At 37.6% G+C, this 18,804-nt stretch carries 20 protein-coding genes, 1 tRNA gene and 1 riboswitch; of the genes, 10 read left to right on the forward strand and 11 right to left on the reverse strand.

Annotated elements, in window-relative coordinates:
- Positions 1 to 33: 33 nt before the first annotated feature.
- Positions 34 to 498, forward strand: a complete 465-nt coding sequence (locus tag AA0X71_RS18155; RefSeq protein ID WP_413362665.1) for a DUF2243 domain-containing protein — start codon at positions 34 to 36, stop codon at positions 496 to 498.
- The gene (locus AA0X71_RS18160) at positions 488 to 1,270 is read left to right on the forward strand and encodes a cytochrome c oxidase assembly protein (protein ID WP_413356710.1); all 783 of its coding nucleotides are present in this window, start codon (positions 488 to 490) and stop codon (positions 1,268 to 1,270) included. Before AA0X71_RS18155 ends, AA0X71_RS18160 begins: the two co-directional genes overlap by 11 nt.
- A gap of 52 nt (positions 1,271 to 1,322) precedes the next feature.
- On the opposite strand, the gene trmL is transcribed toward AA0X71_RS18160, so the two are convergent.
- From trmL to queG, 4 genes are all read right to left on the reverse strand, one after another.
- Positions 1,323 to 1,796 carry a tRNA (uridine(34)/cytosine(34)/5-carboxymethylaminomethyluridine(34)-2'-O)-methyltransferase TrmL gene (trmL, locus tag AA0X71_RS18165; protein ID WP_413356711.1) on the reverse strand — a complete coding sequence of 158 codons (474 nt, stop codon included), beginning with the start codon at positions 1,794 to 1,796 and terminating at the stop codon, positions 1,323 to 1,325.
- A 73-nt stretch (positions 1,797 to 1,869) separates the two neighbouring features.
- Positions 1,870 to 2,736: an amidase domain-containing protein gene (locus AA0X71_RS18170; protein ID WP_413356712.1), complete on the reverse strand. Its 867-nt coding sequence runs from the start codon at positions 2,734 to 2,736 to the stop codon at positions 1,870 to 1,872.
- A gap of 101 nt (positions 2,737 to 2,837) precedes the next feature.
- Positions 2,838 to 4,322 (reverse strand): aldehyde dehydrogenase family protein, encoded by a 1,485-nt coding sequence (locus AA0X71_RS18175; protein WP_413356713.1) that lies wholly within the window; start codon positions 4,320 to 4,322, stop codon positions 2,838 to 2,840.
- 282 nt (positions 4,323 to 4,604) lie between these two features.
- Complete coding sequence (gene queG, locus AA0X71_RS18180; protein ID WP_413356714.1) at positions 4,605 to 5,738, reverse strand: tRNA epoxyqueuosine(34) reductase QueG; 1,134 nt, start codon at positions 5,736 to 5,738, stop codon at positions 4,605 to 4,607.
- A 104-nt stretch (positions 5,739 to 5,842) separates the two neighbouring features.
- Here queG and AA0X71_RS18185 point away from each other — a divergent pair, with 104 nt between their 5' ends.
- Positions 5,843 to 6,520, forward strand: a complete 678-nt coding sequence (locus AA0X71_RS18185) for a B3/4 domain-containing protein (RefSeq protein WP_413356715.1) — start codon at positions 5,843 to 5,845, stop codon at positions 6,518 to 6,520.
- 472 nt (positions 6,521 to 6,992) lie between these two features.
- On the opposite strand, the gene AA0X71_RS18190 is transcribed toward AA0X71_RS18185, so the two are convergent.
- Positions 6,993 to 7,066, reverse strand: a tRNA-Gly gene (locus AA0X71_RS18190).
- Between the two features lie 370 nt (positions 7,067 to 7,436).
- Between AA0X71_RS18190 and AA0X71_RS18195 the strand changes: the two genes are divergently transcribed.
- Positions 7,437 to 8,687, forward strand: a complete 1,251-nt coding sequence (locus AA0X71_RS18195) for an ATP-binding protein (protein ID WP_413356716.1) — start codon at positions 7,437 to 7,439, stop codon at positions 8,685 to 8,687.
- Positions 8,688 to 8,763: 76 nt separating this feature from the next.
- Here AA0X71_RS18195 and AA0X71_RS18200 read toward each other — a convergent pair whose 3' ends face one another.
- On the reverse strand, positions 8,764 to 9,087 hold the full coding sequence (locus AA0X71_RS18200) for a YnfA family protein (protein WP_413356717.1): 324 nt from the start codon (positions 9,085 to 9,087) through the stop codon (positions 8,764 to 8,766).
- Positions 9,088 to 9,261: 174 nt separating this feature from the next.
- Between AA0X71_RS18200 and AA0X71_RS18205 the strand changes: the two genes are divergently transcribed.
- The 3 genes from AA0X71_RS18205 to AA0X71_RS18215 all read left to right on the forward strand — a co-directional run bounded on the left by AA0X71_RS18205 (position 9,262) and on the right by AA0X71_RS18215 (position 11,327).
- Entirely contained in the window at positions 9,262 to 9,480 is a 219-nt protein-coding gene (locus tag AA0X71_RS18205; protein WP_413356718.1) for a hypothetical protein, read from the forward strand.
- A 104-nt stretch (positions 9,481 to 9,584) separates the two neighbouring features.
- The gene (locus AA0X71_RS18210; protein ID WP_413356719.1) at positions 9,585 to 10,187 is read left to right on the forward strand and encodes a TetR/AcrR family transcriptional regulator; all 603 of its coding nucleotides are present in this window, start codon (positions 9,585 to 9,587) and stop codon (positions 10,185 to 10,187) included.
- Between the two features lie 123 nt (positions 10,188 to 10,310).
- Entirely contained in the window at positions 10,311 to 11,327 is a 1,017-nt protein-coding gene (locus AA0X71_RS18215; protein ID WP_413356720.1) for a DUF3231 family protein, read from the forward strand.
- A 368-nt stretch (positions 11,328 to 11,695) separates the two neighbouring features.
- Here the strand turns inward: AA0X71_RS18215 and AA0X71_RS18220 are convergent, their stop codons facing one another.
- The 5 genes from AA0X71_RS18220 to AA0X71_RS18240 form a co-directional block, all read right to left on the reverse strand.
- Positions 11,696 to 12,166 (reverse strand): P-II family nitrogen regulator, encoded by a 471-nt coding sequence (locus AA0X71_RS18220; protein WP_413362667.1) that lies wholly within the window; start codon positions 12,164 to 12,166, stop codon positions 11,696 to 11,698.
- The gene (locus AA0X71_RS18225) at positions 12,132 to 12,365 is read right to left on the reverse strand and encodes a hypothetical protein (protein ID WP_413356721.1); all 234 of its coding nucleotides are present in this window, start codon (positions 12,363 to 12,365) and stop codon (positions 12,132 to 12,134) included. Before AA0X71_RS18225 ends, AA0X71_RS18220 begins: the two co-directional genes overlap by 35 nt.
- The gene (locus tag AA0X71_RS18230) at positions 12,355 to 13,851 is read right to left on the reverse strand and encodes a DUF1538 domain-containing protein (RefSeq protein WP_413356722.1); all 1,497 of its coding nucleotides are present in this window, start codon (positions 13,849 to 13,851) and stop codon (positions 12,355 to 12,357) included. The genes AA0X71_RS18225 and AA0X71_RS18230 overlap by 11 nt, the downstream gene beginning before the upstream one ends.
- 121 nt (positions 13,852 to 13,972) lie before the next feature.
- A complete protein-coding gene (locus AA0X71_RS18235) occupies positions 13,973 to 15,259 on the reverse strand; it encodes a type II restriction enzyme (protein WP_413356723.1) in 1,287 nt (428 codons plus the stop codon).
- Positions 15,237 to 16,103, reverse strand: coding sequence for a DNA adenine methylase (locus AA0X71_RS18240; RefSeq protein WP_413356724.1), 867 nt, complete (start codon positions 16,101 to 16,103; stop codon positions 15,237 to 15,239). Before AA0X71_RS18240 ends, AA0X71_RS18235 begins: the two co-directional genes overlap by 23 nt.
- 167 nt (positions 16,104 to 16,270) lie before the next feature.
- Between AA0X71_RS18240 and AA0X71_RS18245 the strand changes: the two genes are divergently transcribed.
- From AA0X71_RS18245 to ribE, 3 genes are all read left to right on the forward strand, one after another.
- On the forward strand, positions 16,271 to 16,702 hold the full coding sequence (locus AA0X71_RS18245; protein ID WP_413356725.1) for a GNAT family N-acetyltransferase: 432 nt from the start codon (positions 16,271 to 16,273) through the stop codon (positions 16,700 to 16,702).
- Between the two features lie 77 nt (positions 16,703 to 16,779).
- Positions 16,780 to 16,926, forward strand: a riboswitch (FMN riboswitch).
- 132 nt (positions 16,927 to 17,058) lie between these two features.
- Positions 17,059 to 18,177 carry a bifunctional diaminohydroxyphosphoribosylaminopyrimidine deaminase/5-amino-6-(5-phosphoribosylamino)uracil reductase RibD gene (ribD, locus tag AA0X71_RS18250; RefSeq protein ID WP_413356726.1) on the forward strand — a complete coding sequence of 373 codons (1,119 nt, stop codon included), beginning with the start codon at positions 17,059 to 17,061 and terminating at the stop codon, positions 18,175 to 18,177.
- Positions 18,159 to 18,797, forward strand: a complete 639-nt coding sequence (gene ribE, locus AA0X71_RS18255; RefSeq protein WP_413356727.1) for a riboflavin synthase — start codon at positions 18,159 to 18,161, stop codon at positions 18,795 to 18,797. Before ribD ends, ribE begins: the two co-directional genes overlap by 19 nt.
- The last annotated feature ends 7 nt before the right edge of the window (positions 18,798 to 18,804 follow it).

The raw sequence follows: 18,804 nt of genomic DNA on the forward strand, positions 1-18,804 counted from the left end.
GATAAATCATTTATGGAGGAGAAAGTATTGTCTATTAAATCTAATTTATCGGGTCGAAACTTATGGTCAGGGAGTCTTTTTGGTCTTGGATTGGTGGCGTTTTTTGATGAAGCTGTTTTTCACCAAATTCTACATTGGCATCATTTTTATGATAAAAGTTCACTTTCTATTGGCTTAGTTTCTGACGGTCTATTCCACGCATTCAGTTGGTTTGCGACCATTGGTGGCCTATTCCTACTGGCGGATTTAAAGCGTAGAAACGCTTTTGTGTTAAAAAGATGGATAGGTGGCATGCTACTTGGAGGAGGGGGATTCCAATTATACGATGGGACCATCCAGCACAAATTAATGAGAATCCACCAAATCCGGTATGTAGAAAATGTTATTATCTACGACTTCATTTGGAACATTATTGCGATTCTACTTATCTTAATTGGCTTCCTCTTCATTAAACAAACACAGAAGTCACTAGGAGAGAAAACGACAAATGCACAATGAAAACACAAATTACGATGTCCCTATCCTTGCCATTCTATTTGTCTTGTTAATAGTGGGCTATATTTTTGCTGTCCTACTATCCAATCAACACTACAAACGTTGGCCATTATACCGTACTAGTTCTTGGGCATTAGGAATACTTTGTATCGCTACGGTATTTATAGGTCCATTAGCAGAACTTGCCCACACAGATTTTACAGCGCATATGCTAGGACACTTACTTTTAGGAATGATCGCGCCGCTTCTGATTGTAACATCTGCACCTATGACCCTCCTTCTGCGAAGTCTTCATGTAAAACGAGCTCGTCAACTATCAAGCTTGCTAAAATCAATTCCAGTACGCCTAGTTAGTGATCCCATTGTCACTTTAACACTTAATATGGGAGGCTTATGGGTTCTCTACGTAACAGATCTTTATTCAGCTATGCATCATAATATATTTCTATATTTGTTCGTCCACATTCATGTATTTCTTGCAGGGTATCTTTTTACAGCTTCCATCGTATATATTGACCCTACACCACACAGAACAAGCTATATTTATAGAACGATGATTTTGGTACTTGCCTCAGCAAGCCATGGAATCCTATCAAAATACATATTCACTAACCCACCAGCAGGGGTACCGATAGCACAGGCAGAAAAAGGAGCAATGCTCATGTATTATGGAGGAGATACAGTGGAGATTATCCTGATCCTCATCTTCTGTTTCCAATGGTACAGAGCTAGCAAACCAAAAAAATTGTTCCCTAAAAAGAGCCTAGATGCTTGAAAAGCGGTCAGAGATATTTTCTCTGACCGCTTTTCAAGTATGAATGACCATTCTACTTCAAGTGCAAATAATCTTGCTGTCTTAATGCTTCATAAATCAAAATGGCCGCCGTGTTCGATAGATTTAAAGAGCGAACATTTTCATTCATTGGGATACGAAGACAACGATCCAGATTTTCCTGGATTAAATCTTTTGGTAAACCTGTCGTCTCTTTGCCAAATAGAAAATAATAGTCTTGATCCTTCTGACTATAATCAAATGATGAATGAGGCTTTGTTCCAAATTTCGTTAAATAGAAAAACTCTCCCCCTGCATTCTTTTCAAAAAATTCATCTAAAGAATCATAATAGACAATGTTTACAAATTCCCAATAATCTAATCCCGCACGTTTCAACATTTTATCATCTGTTGAAAATCCTAATGGGCGGATTAAATGGAGAGTTGTATCTGTTGCTGCACAAGTACGGGCAATATTCCCTGTATTTGCTGGTATCTCTGGTTGATATAAAACGACATGTACTGCCACCAAAATTCACTTCCTCATACAATTTACTCTGTGAGTATTATATCATTTTTTTACCATTGAAGAAATTTCAACTTTAATCATCTTTTATATGAAGAAATTTATATTTAATATTGGGCGTATACGCTGTCGAATCCTCATACGCCCAGTATCTCATTCGACTATTTGCTGTATTAGCATTGACGAGGGGCATGCCATCTCCATCCTTTGCTGTAACAATTGTTGTATGATCAAACCTGCCGTCTCCTTGAAAATCATAACAAATAACATCCCCGTGCTCTAATTGCCTTGGATCTGACACTTCCTCAGCCCTCAAGCCCCTTTTGGCTTTCGGCAAATACCATCTGAAAGAATGAGCTACCGTCCAGGTATAGCTCCAATTTTGATTTTGCATCCACCAGCCATTACTTCGATTAGGATAGCCAACCATTGGAGCATCTCCAGCATGAAGACATTGTGAAATATAATTTGTGCAATTAACTTCAAACTTTTTATAGGCAGGATTAAACTCATTCCACCATCGCTCAGCATATTTAACGGCCTTCAGTCGATCATATTTAAAATAAACACGTTCATCCCCTTCGGTCACTTCACCAATCGTGAAAGCATCGCGATGATCAGGCTGTTCAACATTTAATTCGTGATCCTCAATCAAAATCCCCTTATAAAACTCGGCAACCCGTTCCTCCACTTCTTCCTCGACATATATATTGCCTTTATGATTGATTACATATTGAAAATGGGCACGATAGAACGCTTTAGGAGTCTCTGCTTCTTCTGATATATGATCGATTTTTCCGGTCGCATGGACCTTGACGATCTCTCCTTTTCTATTCGAAACGCTTTCTTTTTTCTTCTCCATTTTTTCACATATGATATTCCTTGAGTTCGTTACACATTGATTCACACGCTTTATGAGATGTTCTTGCAGTTGTTCCTTCATGTTGCTCCCTCCTCTCACAACATATATATGAATAAAGATGTGAAAAGAGAAATTAAAAAAGGAACTCAACCGAATGAGCTCCTTCCATATAAATCATTTCATTATTGCATAGCAATCCAAACACTTTTTACTTCTGTATAGTTATTTAGTGCGTAGGATCCCATTTCACGTCCGATTCCCGATTGCTTATATCCACCAAACGGAGAAGCTGCGTCAAATGCGTTGTAGCAGTTCACCCAAACAGTTCCTGCACGAAGATTATTAGAGATGTAGTGTGCTTTGGCAACATCTCGCGTCCACACACCTGCCGCTAAACCATACTCACTATTGTTAGCTCGATTAATTAACTCGTCAATATCATCATATGGCATAGCTGCAATTACTGGACCAAAAATCTCTTCTTTTGCAATCGTCATTTCATCTCTTACATCAGCAAAAATGGTTGGAGATACAAAATAACCTTGATCCTGTGGTTTGTTACCCCCAGTTAAAAGTTGGGCGCCTTCACTAAGCCCTTTTTCAATATAGTTAAGTACGCGATTTTGTTGCTCACTTGACACGAGTGGCCCGATTTCTGTATCCGCATGAATTCCTGCGCCTTGTTTTATCTTTTGTGCATGGGAAGCCATATCAGCTACCACATTATCAAAGTCTTTTTTCTGGATAAATACTCTAGAACCTGCACAGCAAACTTGTCCTTGATTAAACATTACTCCGTTTAATGCACCTGGGATCGCTTTGGTTAAATCAGCATCAGGAAGAATAATGTTTGGAGATTTCCCTCCTAGTTCCAAAGTAACGCGTTTCAATGTTTTTGATGCATTTGACATAATCAACTTTCCTACTTCAGTTGAGCCAGTAAACGCAATTTTATCGACTAATGGATGATCGACTAATGGTTGACCAGCAGTTTCTCCAAAGCCAGGAACAACATTGACAACCCCTTTTGGGAATCCAACTTCATCAATTAGTTCAGCTAAGTAGAGCGCCGATAGTGGTGTTTGCTCTGCTGGTTTAAGAACGACCGTACAGCCAGTTGCTAGTGCTGCACCAAGCTTCCACATGGCCATTAGAAGTGGAAAATTCCATGGAATAATTTGTCCGACCACCCCTACTGCTTCATGACGAGTATAATTGAAATAAGGTCCGTTAACAGGAATGGTCTGTCCCACAATTTTAGTTGACCAGCCAGCATAATAGCGCATATGTTCAATAGCTAACGGGATATCTGCATTCGTTGTTTCACGAATTGGCTTCCCATTATCCAACGTTTCTAATTGGGCAAGTTCTTCCCTGTTCTCCTCCATTAGATCCGCAAGCTTATACATTAATCTGCTACGTTCAGCAGCACTCAACTTTGACCAAGTGCCCTCATCAAATGCTTTGCGAGCAGCCTTTACCGCAAGATCAATGTCCTCTGCTTCTGCTTCAAACACACTAGCGAGTACTTCCCCTGTAGCTGGATTATAAGTATCAAACGTTTTTTGAGACTTACTCTCAACAAATTCTCCATTAATATAAAGCTTCTTCTTACCACTCAAAAATTTTTCTACTTTTTCTTTTAACCCTACTGCAAGTTGACTCATAAAATTCCTCCTCATAAATTGTATTTTATGTAGCACTAGTAGTAAAACGGGTGATTATATAGGTGTTAACGCTTACAAATGAATCGTAACACTATCAATCTAACAGAATCAACGTTTAAAAATCTAAAAATTCCGATATTTAATGACATAAAGTACAACTTTTTTGCAAGATTCATTATAATTCGAATACATTCGAGACCACTACACTTGTTTTACTCGTTAACAAATTTTAATACATGTCTCATGAAATGCTCATGAGACATGTATTTAGTAGAACTAATTTTAATTTTGTAATAATCGAAGTCCTTTTTCAATCTCCGTTAACACTTCAGTATCCATTTCTTTTTCCTTCGCTTGAAGCAGCTCCTGCTCTGCTTTCTCTCCACCGATTTTTCCAAGTGCCCATGCGGCAGTCCCTCTCATGACTGGCCTTGAATCTTCCTTTAATACAATCGTTAAATCATCCACAGCAGTTTCATCCTTAAAATGGGCAAGGGCAATGATCGCATTCCGTTGAATCGGCTTCTTCCCTCTCCAGGAACCAGAAAGTTGGCCGAAGCTTGTTTTAAAACTACGATTGCTTAAATGTAAGATTGGCTTTAATAGCGGTTTAACAACCTTTGGGTCAGCTGTCATTTCTTCATGGAAATAATAGTTTTTCCCTTTATTTTCTGGACAAGCTGTTTGACAAGAATCACAACCATAGAGACGATTGCCAATTTTATCGCGAAATTCTTCCGGAATGAAATCCTTTGTCTGTGTCAAAAAGGCGATGCAGCGCTGAGCATTAATTTGACCACCTTGAACTAACGCTCCCGTTGGACATGCTTCAATACATTTATTACACTCCCCACATCGATCCTCCATTGGTTCATCAGGTGCAAAAGGGAGATTAGTTATCATCTCACCTAAATATACGTAGGACCCGAATTCTGGAGTGATAATCGCACAGTTTTTCCCACTCCATCCAATACCCGCTCGCTCCGCAACAGCTCGGTCAACTAATTCACCTGTATCGACCATCGATTTACATTTTGCCTCAGGTACTTTTTCTTTAATAAAATCCTCTAGCTTTTTCAACCGATCCTTTAAAATAATGTGGTAATCCAAGCCCCATGAAGCTCGACAAAAAAGACCACGTCTCTCTCCTTTTTTACTGGTGACTCGTTCACTCGTCTTGGATGGATATGCTAATGCTATCGAAATAATAGATCGCGGTTGCTCCATTAATAATGAAGGGTTCACTCTTTTCTCAATGTCGGGCTCTTCAAATCCAGATTGATAGCCTAATTCCTGCTGCCGAAGCAATCGATTTTTCAGTTCGCCAAAGGTGCTTGCTGTAGTAAAGCCGATTTTATCGATTCCGATCGTTTTGCTATATTCTATAATTTCATTTTTCAATTGTTCGTAATTCACTTATGCGCCTCCTTTCTCTGGGGTATATATAAATAAGTTTCTTTAATGTGAAAACCATATCCACTATGATAAACTATTTTCATTAGTTTTTGGAGGTGGAATGCTTGGAAATTACTCTATCACCCCAGTTATACAAGCTTATTCCGAATTTTAAAATCGGTGTCATTCATTATCGTAATATTGAGGTCGGTGCATCTCCGCAAATGTTAAAAGGAAGATTGCAACTATTTCAAGAATCAATATTTTTTGATTTGGAAGATAAAAATGTAGCAGACATTGAAGAAATCAAGGAGTGGCGCTCTATTTTTAAGAAAACGGGTAAAGACCCGAATCTCTATCAACCAACCGTTGAAACACTCTATCGCAAAGTACAGAAGCAGGAGTTTCTTCATTCAGTTAATAGTGCCATTGACTTGACTAACTTCTTTTCGTTGCAATATAAAATCCCATTAGGAATCTATGATTTGGATGCAGTGGAAGGTCCAATTTCTATACGTATCGGAGATGAAGAAGATGCATATGAGGGGTTAATTGGGCGGATGAATGATTGGCAACAGCTAATCGTTGCAGCGGATAATGCGGGGCCCTTCGGCAGTCCTTTGGTGGATTCAGCTAGAACTTCCGTGTCTCAAAAAACAAAAGAAGCCATTCAGATCGTCTATTTGAGACCATCGATATCGTTGGAAGATGCTGGTCAAATGGTAGAATCATTAAGAAAAATGTTTGTTCAGATTCACGGTGGAGAGGCAAGCTTTGAGATATTTAGCGATTTTGCAGTATAAAAAGTTCGGAGCCAACAGCTTGTCAAGTGCTGTTGGCTCCAGTTCTATGGTAATAGGGGTAACCATGGTTATTATTATCCCCAAAGGGACTGTTCTCACCTAATTAGACGTTTGAGATGATTAAAAGTTTCAATTTTTCTGGACAAACCTTTTAATATTAATATTCATTGTTGATTTTCGTGAAGGCGTGCAGATATGAGAATTCATAGACGGAGAATTTCCGGTTAATATGTATAGAGCGAGCTTAAGGGGCAGATATAAGCGGAGATATTCCGGTTATCGGCTTTAAATATGTGAAAATCCAAGGATTTCGATACGATAGGCGGAAAAACTTCTCTTATTTTTAAGAAAATATAGCTATTTTCCAATATAGCCGGAAATTTTCCGTTTATTTTTCAAACAGAGGAAAATAAACATTAAAAAACGCAATACTTCGTTCTTTAAGATACGAAATACTGCGTTATATATGTATTGGAGCGGGTGATGGGAATCGAACCCACGACAACAGCTTGGAAGGCTGTGGTTTTACCATTAAACTACACCCGCATTTTATATTGTAATTTTATCTTGATTCTATTTCCTAACGATGGCCTTACATGCCTCTAACTCTACAAGCTTACTCTGGGATGCCTTATCGTCGAGGCAACTCGCTGTTGATTCATAGATGTTATGCTCGTGGCTGTGGTTTTACCATTAAACTACACCCGCATTTTTGAAGGATTACTTAATCCTATTAGCAAAGATAAGAACATAGAACAATATATCACTATTTTTTTTGAGCGTCAAGGGTTCATAATGGATATCTGTCGAAAAATGAGAGGTTTTGTAGTAATTCCTGTGATTATTGAAAATATTTTGACAATACTCTAAAATAAGAAGTGGATACAATTACATAGGTCTAATGGAGGATATCCACATGATACTACTAAAAGGCTTGCTCCTAAATCTTCTCTTTATTCTACTTATTGTATTATTTTTCAATATGATAATAGTGAATAAACAGAAGATACTCTCACTTAATTTTCAAAGAGGGACTCTTGCGTTCATTTCATCCTTATTGATTATATTAAGCCTATTATTATCAATTCCAATTGAGAAGAACTTTGTTTACGACCTAAGATTTGTTCCATTTCTATTAGGAAGCCTATACGGTGGAAAAAAAGTAACACTTTGGTTAGGAACACTGCTCATTTTAGTACGAATTCCTATCGGTGGTGACGGAATATGGTTAACCATCATGCTTGTAATTTGCTCCACAGCCGTGATCCTTGGGCTCTCTCAAAGATTCGAGAACAAATCAACGAAATGGAGATTGTACTTTACGACTAGTCTCGCGTTCCTATACTCCATCTTTGCTTTTTTAATTCCTTCTTTTTACTATGGATTTCATGATATATTTACTTTTTTCATTTACTCTTTTGTACTTACCTCTTCGACCTTCTTTGTCACGTATCTATCAGAGTTACTGCGCACCACATATATATTACAACTAGAAGCTATAAAGAATGAAAAAATGGAAATTGTCAGCCATCTAGCTGCGAGTATCAGTCATGAAGTTCGTAATCCATTAACATCGGTAAAAGGATTTCTTCAGCTCATTTTAGAACATAAAGGGATTCCAGATAGTTGTAAAACATACGCCTCACTCGCTTTAGATGAGACAAGCCGTGCAGCAGACATCATTAATGACTATCTTACCTTTGCAAAACCGCATCCAGAAGAGCTTTATGCTCTTGATATTGAAAATGAGATCTTAAAATGCAGAGAAATCATCACTCCCTTTGCTTTAAAGCATACCGTTGAAATGAATATCGTCTTTTTTCATACGAGAAGTATACAAGGAGATCCACATAAATTTCGTCAAGTCCTACTGAACATTTGTAAAAACTCGATCGAGGCTATGCCCACTGGAGGAACGCTTTCCATTGTCACTGCTACCAAGTTTAATAAAACATTCATCCACATTACCGATACTGGTCAAGGGATGAGTCCTGAACATCTCGCTCGCTTAGGTGAACCTTATTTTTCCTTAAAAGAACAAAAAGGTACCGGACTTGGAATGATGGTCGTCTTTCGAATTGTTGAAGGTATGGGTGGTAGCGTCAAGGTGAGCAGTGAAGAATTGGTTGGAACTTCCATTACACTTAGCTTTCCAAGTATCGCATAATCGGACGATCATCAAAAGGCAGCGAGAGCACGAATCTCGTTGCCTTTTGTTCATGAGGATTGATTTTTGGTAAAAGTTAATTTCTAGGCGCAAATAGCATTACCGAAACGCCGACAATACAAATCGCTCCGCCTAACCAATCGTATAAATCTGGCGTTTTCCGATCAATTCCCCACCCCCATAAAATGGATAGAACGATAAAAACTCCACCGTAAGCGGCATACACTCTCCCAAAGGTCGGAAAAGACTGAAACGTAGCGATCACGCCATACAGAGCAAGAGTCACCCCTCCAATCATTCCTAAATAAAAGGATTTCCCCTCACGTAGCCATAACCAAATTAAATAACCTCCGCCAATTTCTGCAACCCCTGCTAATAAAAATAATATAAATGCCATCATGCTTGCTCTCTCCTTAATTCATACACTTCTTTATCTTCCATTATGACAGATCAGTGAATAATGAAAAACGTATTGATTTTTCTAACAATTGGTTATATGATATGTACTGAGTACAAATTGTATATACAATTTATACTCAGTACATATTTTTTAAAAAGAGGAGCTCATAAAATCATGATTAGAATCGCATTTTCCTTTGCTGGTGGATTTGTTCTCATATTCGTTGAAGCGTATATTGTATTGTTAATAAAAGGGTACCATTCTATCGATTTCGGAGGGATACAACCATTCTTTAATGTGTGGATTATGAACTTTTTCTTCCTCTTCTCCATCCTCACCCATATAAAAATGTGGATGAATGAAGAAGGCAATTCTAGACGAACCATTCGCTAGATTCATGTAACCACTAGAAAATTTTTCAAAAAAGTATATAGTAAAAGAAGAGTGTTTTTCAAGAAATACTCGTTTATACTTTAATAGAAAAAGTGGTGGTAAATTTGAAAATTGGGAGATCTGCTAACAAAAAACAACAGATGGAAGAAAGAATCTACGAAGCAGGCATGACTCTTTTTCAGGAAAAAGGAGTAGAAAATACAACACTTCAAGAAATTTGTGAATTAGCAGGTGTTTCGAAAGGCACCATTTTCAATTATTTTTCCTCTAAAGAAGATATCGTTGCGAAGTTTGGTCAAAACCAAATAAAAGTATTAAGGGAATATGCAGAACAGCTACCAGCATCTATGAACACAAAGGAAAAAATCATTGCCGTTCTAATCGAAGATATACGAGGAGTGAAGGAGTCTGCCTTCAGCGCAAAAGCCGCCTTAAAAGGGATTTCCGAAGGCGGAGAAAAAGTCTATCAGTTAGAATCGAAAAATAGAAGTGATCTAGCTAGTATTTATGAAAGTATTTTAAAAGCGGGACAGAAAGAAAAAAGTGATTTGAATACAGCATTAGTAGCTGATCTTATCGTGAGCACTTATTTCCATGTCCTCAATAAACATTTCTACCATAATAATCAATTAGATATGCTCGAAACATCTATTATTGATTCCGTTGATGTGCTCTTTAATGGAATTAAATCACATATTATAAATTAACTCGGTACTTAGCTCATGCTAAGTACTATTTTTATGCTCACCAACTAATCCGTATACTTCGAAGGCATTACCATAAAATAAGTCAAGAAAAATATGAATCATACATCATTGGAGGTAAGAGTTTTGGGAAATTCAAAGAATAAACAAACCTTAACCGCTGCAGAAATATCCGCTCTTTGGCTTCAGTACTTGGGCGACAGTATGGCCATTTGCATTTATAAGTATTTTCTCAAAATTGTTGAAGATAACGAAATTAAATCAATTATAAAACTATCCTTGACGTTAGCTGAAAAGCATCTTACCAAAATCAAGGAATTCCTAAAAACAGCAAATTTTCAAATTCCTGTTGGTTTTTCTGATGATGATGTAAATCTAAAAGCTCCACGTTTATTCTCAGATCAGTTTCTCCTTTTCTATTCCTATATTATGACGTTACATGGATTAACTGCGTATAGTCTGGCCATCACCAATTGTGAAAGAGAGGATATTCAAAACTATTACTTTGAATGTGTACAATCCTCCAAGGACCTATTTCAAAAAATTGTTAGATTAGCTGAAAAGCAACCTAAATTTTCACCTGTCCCTACTATTCCCTCACCTCAAGGAGTCGAGTTCACCGAAACAACAGGGTTCATCTCAAATTTAGTTGGGGACAAAAGACCACTCAATAGTTCTGAAATCAGTAATCTATTTTTTAATTCAAAAAAAACAGGCTTTATCCGATCGTTAAGTCTTGCTTTCAGTCAGGCGGCAAAACAAGAAGATGTCCGTGAATTCATGTTAAAGAATGTAAAACTTGCTGGAAAGGATGCAGACAGCTTTAACCATATTTTAGAGCAAGATCATTTACCGATTCCGGAAAAATGGGATGTAGATGTTACTTCCTCCACTGTCAGTCCTTTTTCTGACAAGCTCATGATGTTTCACGCTGCTTTACTAGTCAATACGGCTCTTTCCTATTATGGAGCCTCACTAGGTGCGAGTCTTAGAACCGATATTATCTTAAATTACAGAAAAGTATTTAACCATGCCATGCAGGCAGGAGCCCTTTGCTACAATATTTTAGTTAAACATGGATGGCTCGAAAAACTTCCTGAAACCATTGACCGAGAATCTTTGGCGAAAGGTACGAAAAAATAGAAATAAAAAAAGCACCTACAATATGATGGAAGCTTCCGGTTTGTCTAATTCGATCCAAACATCTCTCACCCTTAAGCGGAATTTTTCCTGTTATCTCCTCAATGAAGTCCCTTTTAGGGGAAATAACGGAAGATTTTCCGCTTATGGAGAGCAAAATCGTTTATTTTAGCATTTTTTGAGAGAATAGCAGGAATTTCTCCTGTTATTTCGGCTCTTTTTCATGATGCTTGCTCATTAAGCGGAATTTTTCCTGTTATTTTTTCATACCGATACTCCTACCGTTTATACGAACATTAAGTCGAGGGAATTTATAAATTGCTGGACAATTAAAAATAAAACGAGGCAACCACTTAAGTGGCCGCCTCCTCTTATTCATATAAACCGTATGTTCGATTGACATCCTGGATAAAAATAATTCCATTTCCAGGCTCATCTATTTTGAGTTTCTTTCGAATCGAAGAAACAATTTTCTCAGTACTATCTATTTTCGATAAAATCAAAACCATTTCTTTCTCAGGCTCAATATCCATAGAAAATAATTTACTCGTTTCATGGATACCCGAACCTCTTGCATTGATGATCGTACCACCTTTAGAGCCTGCTTCCGTTGCTGCATCAATCACGTCCCCAGCATTCCCTTTTTCCACAATGACCGTAATCGCATGATACATAGCGTTTTCTACACCTCCACCTTCATTTAAATCCTCACTCTTACAACTACTTGCTCCAATTACACGACCGACAGAAGTTGTAAAAGCTATCCCATGATTCGGCTTTGTGAATTTGAATTTATTAGCCAACTGTTCAATCGCTTGATTTACAGTATTTTTGGCAGACACCAAGAATCACAATCTCTTTTCTTACGTCATTTATTGCTAACATTTCCAAGAGGCGGTTTTTTATCGTCCCTTTTCCTAATAAAACAGTACCACCTGAAATACCGTGTTTCTTCGCAGTTTGCATAATTTTACTGCCTTTCCCAAAATCAACAATTATGCAAACTTGTTCAAAGGTATTGATTTCAGAACTACTGGACATTTTTCACCACTTCTCTCTTCTTTGATTTTAATTTAAAAATGAATCCGACAATTTGTAAAGTAATTAATGGCGTTAACGCGACCATCGCAATCATCCCAAATCCGTCTACAAGGACATTAGCTCCCTCAATCGCTTCAGCGGCACCTTGCACAAATGCGAGTATGAAAGTGGCCGTCATTGGTCCCGATGCCACACCTCCAGAATCAAAGGCAATCCCGACAAAAAGTTTAGGAACAAAATAAGTCATTCCAATTGCCAAAATATAACCTGGAAGGAGATAATGCCATAATTGAAGCTCAGGAATAAGAATTCGTAAAATTGATAACGCAACAGCAATTCCCACCCCAATACAAAGGGAGAATAGTACAACGTTTCTTCTCACATACCCACTCGTGACATCCTCAATTTGATGTGTTAAAACATGGACAGCTGGTTCCGCCAAAATCGTCACGAGCCCTAGAACGAAGGCTACAATAACAAGATATGCTTTATGATCCAAAGAGGCAATAGACTGACCAATCGCTCTTCCTACATCCATAAAACCTGCATTCACCCCTATTAAAAATAGCACAAGACCGATAAAGGTAAAAACTAATCCAATAACAATTCTTCTAACCTCTCTCCTTGACATTTTAAAAGAGAACTTCTGAAATAGGAGAAAGAGAATGAGCATCGGAAGGAGAGCAATAATAATCTCTTGAACAATGATCGGGAATTCATGCAAAAAAGGACCAATAATCGAAACGGTTTGCTCATCGTGCAGTTCTAGACTACCAGATATTTTATCTGATTTAGAAATAATATTCATGATCATTACAGAAATGATGGCCCCTGTTGAAGCAATTGCTACAAGTCCAAAGCTATCCTTTTCAGATGCTTTACTATCCTTTTTCATCATAGATACCCCAAGAGCTAGTGCTAATATGAACGGAACCGTTAATGCACCGGTTGTCGCTCCAGATGAATCAAAGGAAATTGCTAAAAATTCTGGGGTCGTAAAAAAAGATAAAACTAAGATGATTCCATATAAAATGGTTAGTAATTTATATAAGGGGAAATTAAAAACAATACGTGCAAGGCCTGTCGCAATGAGTGCACCAATACCAATCGAGACAATGATGACGATACTCATCTTAGTGATAAGACCTGATGTTACAAAATCTACTTGTCCAGCGAGAATATGTAGATCTGGTTCAGCAATGGAAATAAAGAAACCGAGTAACAAACCGGATATTACGACAATCCAAATCTTATTTGTTTTGGCAATTGATTTCCCCATTAATTGACCAATCGGCGTAATCCCAATGTCGACGCCAAATAAAAAAATGGATAATCCGAGAATAATTAAGATAGCTCCTATCACAAATCGTATGAGTAATGTTGAGCTATCAAGGGGCGCTAACGTAAAATTCAGAATCAAAACGATGGAGGTAATTGGGAGAACTGCGTATAACACTTCTTTTAATTTGGAAATAAGAACACTCAAATAGAAATCAGTCCTTTCTTATTAAAACTGGTACAAGCAAAATAATTCAAAAAAAATAATCCATCTTTATTATCGCATAAAGATGGATTATTTTGATATTATTAATAATTCAAATTTCAATTTAATATGTTTCTGGTAATTCTAATATCCAATTAATCCAACCCATAACAGTGGATGCTCTTCTGAAATACGTACTATCCTTTTGTACATTATATAAATGGCAATTTTTCATCATTTCTACGACTCGAGTCTTCTTAGGAAGAGCACCTCTGTCGAAATACTCAGCTAATACTTGTGTAAAAGGCTCGTGAGCAAGAATCGTTTTAGTCAGTCTTAAAAATTTGTCCTTTGTTTTGAGCCTCATAATATCTCTACCAGCTCGAGTCAGTCGAAACATCACTTGCTTATTCTCATCTTTGTAGGTTTCTATTAAATCAAGGTACATTCCAGCTCTTGTATAATAGCTCGTTTGCCTTTCGTCAAAAGCATAATTCAAGGTAATCTGGTTCTTACTTAAATCATTTTCTACTAACAAGCCTAGCAAATCGACGACTCTTGTAAAGGAGTCTGCCTGTGGAAATGGAATCTCTGGTTCAGGGACGGTTTGAACAGAACGAAACACTTCGATAATATCATTCAGCTCGATTCTTTCATGAGCGATAATAAAATCCTTCTGCATCACTAGCCTCAACGAATTGTACCGTTTCGGATCGGCAAACTCATAGACAAAAAAACTAAAAATATCATTCGAATAGGTAAAAAACACAGGGATTACTTTCTTATGAGTTTTTTCCTGCCATAAACGATAGGGATAATAAAGCTGCCTTACCAAAAAATCATCAACCGTTTCATTCTTCGCTTCCACAATCATAAATTGATTTTCGCTTTCATAGCCGCCATCAATTTCTATTTGGGAGTTTTTTATTTGTATAAAGCGTTCCATTCCCTCTCTCGTTTGAATGTTAAAATCAAATTCCTTCGATGACATTCTTCCCGAAATCGTTTGATAGGACGACTCGCCAAGGACCATTTCCATCATTCCTGTCACATGGGCACAATGAAGAGCCGAACTTTCTGAGTAAAGATTCGTAGGATCTATTGTTGTAATCACACTTGGAAAATCAACTTGAATAGGTTTTAACCTTGAATTATAGCTTACTTTTTCATAAACATTAAACTCACCAATGACATAGCTGGAGCGAGAGATCGGCAAAATAGATAAACCATGTTCTTTAAACAATTTTGGCAGGTGGCTAAAATGATCAAACTTTGCCATCAATCTTGGCTCTCTAACCTCTTTAATTTCTTTTGCCTGAATTTCAAAAAAACCATCCTGTTGAACCTTTAGAAGAATATCGTGTCGTTCAAATAAGATCTCCCAAGCTTTATCTGTTTTCGTTTGGCTCATAATTCATCACCAACACTTCATCAATTTTTCCCCGTTTCGATGCCACAGAGTTGATGCTTCTCGTCGCTGATACAATTTCAATATAGAACTCCTGATAGATATCTTTAATAAAATCGGTCGCTGAATTACTTAACATAAACTTGCAACCCTTCTTATTAAGCTCAACACATAGGTCCCTCAATCTTAGTTGGTCTTCCCGCTTGAATCCATCTAAGCTATAACTCGTAAAAGAAGAGGTGTCTGATACTGGATCATAAGGCGGATCGAAATAAACAAAGTCTCCCTCTTTTGCCGACTCTACCACCTTTTCAAAATCAGTGTTTAAGATCGTAATCTCACTTGTGCTTAAATAGTGATGCACAGCTCGAAGCACTGGTTCATTCACAATTTGCGGATTTTTATATTTTCCAAAAGGAACGTTAAATTGCCCTTTACTGTTTACTCGATATAAGCCGTTAAAGCACGTCTTATTCAAATAGATCATTCTAGCGGCTTTTTCCACTGGTGAAAGCTTCGCATAGTCTTCTTTACTTCTATCTAAATGACGGATTTCATAAAAATAGTCGCTATCATTCCCATTCTCATGCTTTTTTAATTCCTCAATTAAGGCATCTACATCGTTCATAACAACTTGATAGACATTCACAAGTTCAATATTTATATCATTAAAAACAGCCTTCTTCGGCTGTAAATCTAAAAGTACGGCACCCGCTCCAATAAAAGGTTCAAAGTAAGTACCCATTTCTTCTGGGATATATTTTCTAATCTCCGGAAGCAATTGGCGCTTCCCACCAGCCCATTTCAAAAAAGGCTGAGGTCCAATGCTTTTTACTGCTTTTACCATGTTGATTACAACTCCTCAAAATACGAACACAAATTCTACAACTTATCATAACATGAACCCCTGCACAAATAAACGAAGGAATGTTGCTAGTATGAAACAGATAAATGGTATGATGCAATCACCTTCTATGATTAAATAAAATTAGAATCACTAGGGAGATGAGAGAAATGAACATTTCAATAAAAGAATTACAAACCGTGCAAGATTGGAAGGAAGCTTTTCCAGTTATGAAACAACTTCGAACCCATTTAGACGAAGAGGCTTATCTTCAACTTGTTGGTGTGGCGAAAGAAAAAGAAGACTATAAAATGTTCGCCCTTCTAGAAAATGAAACAATCGTAGCGGTTACTGGATTTATGCCGACGATTACCCTTTATAATGGGAAATTCATTTGGGTATGCGATTTGGTTACTAATTCTAATCATCGTTCCAAAGGATACGGCGAACTCCTACTCAACCATGTACATCAATGGGCGAAGGACAATGGGTATGGTGTCGTTTCCCTTTCTTCAGGATTACAACGACTGGACGCCCACCGTTTTTATGAAGAAAAGATGGACTATGATAAGGTTAGTTATGTTTTTTATAAAAAATTCTAGAAAATGTTCAATAAGTTGACAATTAAAAATACTTGTTGTCCAATCTTCAGTCTGTTATGCTTTTTTTAATTGAATAGGATTTCCTTCGGGGTCGGGTGCAATTCCCAACCGGCGGTGATGAGGCATAGCCTCTTAGTCCGTGACCCGGGTTCATTAATTTGAAAACGGTGGATTTGGTGAAATTCCAAAGCCGACAGTAAAAGTCTGGATGGGAGAAGGAATAGATAATTGTTCAAAAAATGCTGTTTTTGACGTTTATTTGTGTTGCTTTTTTTCTCCCTTACTACTGTTAGTAAGGGAGTTTTTCGTTTTAATGGAGAATTTTTAAAATAGAAAGGAGCCATTTATTATCCGTAATGAATGATTGTGAATATATGAACATAGCTCTTTCATTGGCTCGTGCTACATTGGGTCAAACGAGTCCCAATCCGAGCGTTGGTGCTGTGTTGGTGAAGGATGGAAGATTAGTAGGAACAGGTGCACATTTACAAGCTGGTACGTCCCATGCAGAAGTTCATGCGATTTTAGCTGCAGGAGAGGATGCCAAGGGAGCCATCTTGTATGTTACCCTTGAACCTTGTAGCCACCATGGGAAAACACCACCTTGTGCTGATTTGATCATCCAAACAGGGATTAAGAAAGTATTTATCGCAACGCTAGACCCTAATCCACTTGTTGCAGGCAAAGGACTGGAAAAGCTTGTTCATGCTGGAATTGAGGTCGAAGTAGGTCTATGTAAAAAAGAAGCTCTACAACTAAACGAGAAATTTTTTCACTTTATCCAAACAAACACTCCATTTGTAACGATAAAAGCAGGCATTTCATTTGATGGAAAAACAGCAGCAAAAACTGGTGATAGTAAATGGATTACTTCTCTTGAATCACGTCAAGATGTCCATAATCTACGTCACGAGCATGACGGAATTTTAGTAGGAATTAACACGATCCTACAAGATAACCCTCTTTTAACCACTAGACGACCCCAAGGTGGAAAAAATCCCATTCGAATTGTTTTAGACTCGGAATTAAAAATGCCGACGTCAGCAAACGTTATCCAAGATCGCTCAACAGAGACGATCATTTTTACAGGAAATCGCTTCAATATCGATCGCAAAAAAGAGCTTGAAGCGCTCGGTATCACCATTATCGTCCAAGACAAGCCTCACATTAAAGTGAAAGAGGTTTTGAAGAAATTAGGTGAACGAAAACTTATGTCTGTTTTAGTAGAGGGCGGATCAGAAATACACGCTTCTTTTATCACAGAAAATGCATTTCAACAAATCATTGCCTATATTGCTCCAAAAATCATTGGTGGTAAAAATGCGATCCCTTTCGTAGGTGGACTTGGTTTTGAATTTGTTAAGGATGGTAAAAGCCTCGAATTCACAGGAGTAGAACAGCTTGGACCAGATCTAAAAATTACTGCAAAACCTCTTAACAAGGAGGAGAACAAATTATGTTTACTGGAATCGTAGAAGAATTAGGGACGATCCAAAACATTCAACCTAAAGGAAGGACACTCGTTCTTACGATACAAAGTAATAAGGTGCTGGAAGGTTTAAAACTTGGCGATAGCATTGCTGTTAACGGCGTTTGTTTAACCGTAACCAATTTTAATGAATCCTCCTTTCTGGTTGATGTCATGCCTGAAACTTTTAAAGACACATCTTTATCAAAGCTTAAACAAGGATCACCCGTTAACCTTGAACGTGCACTTCTTGCAAATGGACGTTTCGGAGGTCATTTTGTTACCGGTCATGTAGATGCAATCGGAAAAATCGTAAAGCGTGAGCAAAAGGAAAACGCCATCTATATCGACATCACTTTTCCTGAGGAATTCCATCACCTTGTTTTATCCAAAGGCTCAATTGCCCTTGATGGCACATCGTTAACGATATTTGGGAACGACAATACTAGAGTAACGGTTTCGATCATCCCCCATACTGCAAAGGAAAGTGTCCTTGGTTTAAAACGAGTCGGTGAAGAGGTCAATATCGAATTCGATCTGATCGGGAAGTATTTGTTCTCCTTTATCCAATCAAAAGATGACAAATCTATTTCAATGGATTTTTTAACGGAAAACGGTTTTATTTAGAAAGGAG

Source organism: Robertmurraya phoenicis (genome assembly GCF_047302285.1).
GTDB lineage: Bacteria > Bacillota > Bacilli > Bacillales > Cytobacillaceae > Robertmurraya.

Coding starts and splice junctions, on each gene's coding strand:
- AA0X71_RS18170 (WP_413356712.1), bottom strand. CDS start 2,736: ATGAAGGAACAACTGCAAGAACATCTCATAAAGCGTGTGAATCAATGT.
- AA0X71_RS18205 (WP_413356718.1), top strand. CDS start 9,262: ATGATTAGAATCGCATTTTCCTTTGCTGGTGGATTTGTTCTCATATTC.
- AA0X71_RS18240 (WP_413356724.1), bottom strand. CDS start 16,103: ATGGTAAAAGCAGTAAAAAGCATTGGACCTCAGCCTTTTTTGAAATGG.
- ribD (WP_413356726.1), top strand. CDS start 17,059: ATGAATGATTGTGAATATATGAACATAGCTCTTTCATTGGCTCGTGCT.
- ribE (WP_413356727.1), top strand. CDS start 18,159: ATGTTTACTGGAATCGTAGAAGAATTAGGGACGATCCAAAACATTCAA.
- AA0X71_RS18225 (WP_413356721.1), bottom strand. CDS start 12,365: ATGTCCAGTAGTTCTGAAATCAATACCTTTGAACAAGTTTGCATAATT.
- AA0X71_RS18195 (WP_413356716.1), top strand. CDS start 7,437: ATGATACTACTAAAAGGCTTGCTCCTAAATCTTCTCTTTATTCTACTT.
- AA0X71_RS18160 (WP_413356710.1), top strand. CDS start 488: ATGCACAATGAAAACACAAATTACGATGTCCCTATCCTTGCCATTCTA.
- AA0X71_RS18235 (WP_413356723.1), bottom strand. CDS start 15,259: ATGAGCCAAACGAAAACAGATAAAGCTTGGGAGATCTTATTTGAACGA.
- AA0X71_RS18245 (WP_413356725.1), top strand. CDS start 16,271: ATGAACATTTCAATAAAAGAATTACAAACCGTGCAAGATTGGAAGGAA.
- AA0X71_RS18175 (WP_413356713.1), bottom strand. CDS start 4,322: ATGAGTCAACTTGCAGTAGGGTTAAAAGAAAAAGTAGAAAAATTTTTG.
- AA0X71_RS18200 (WP_413356717.1), bottom strand. CDS start 9,087: ATGATGGCATTTATATTATTTTTATTAGCAGGGGTTGCAGAAATTGGC.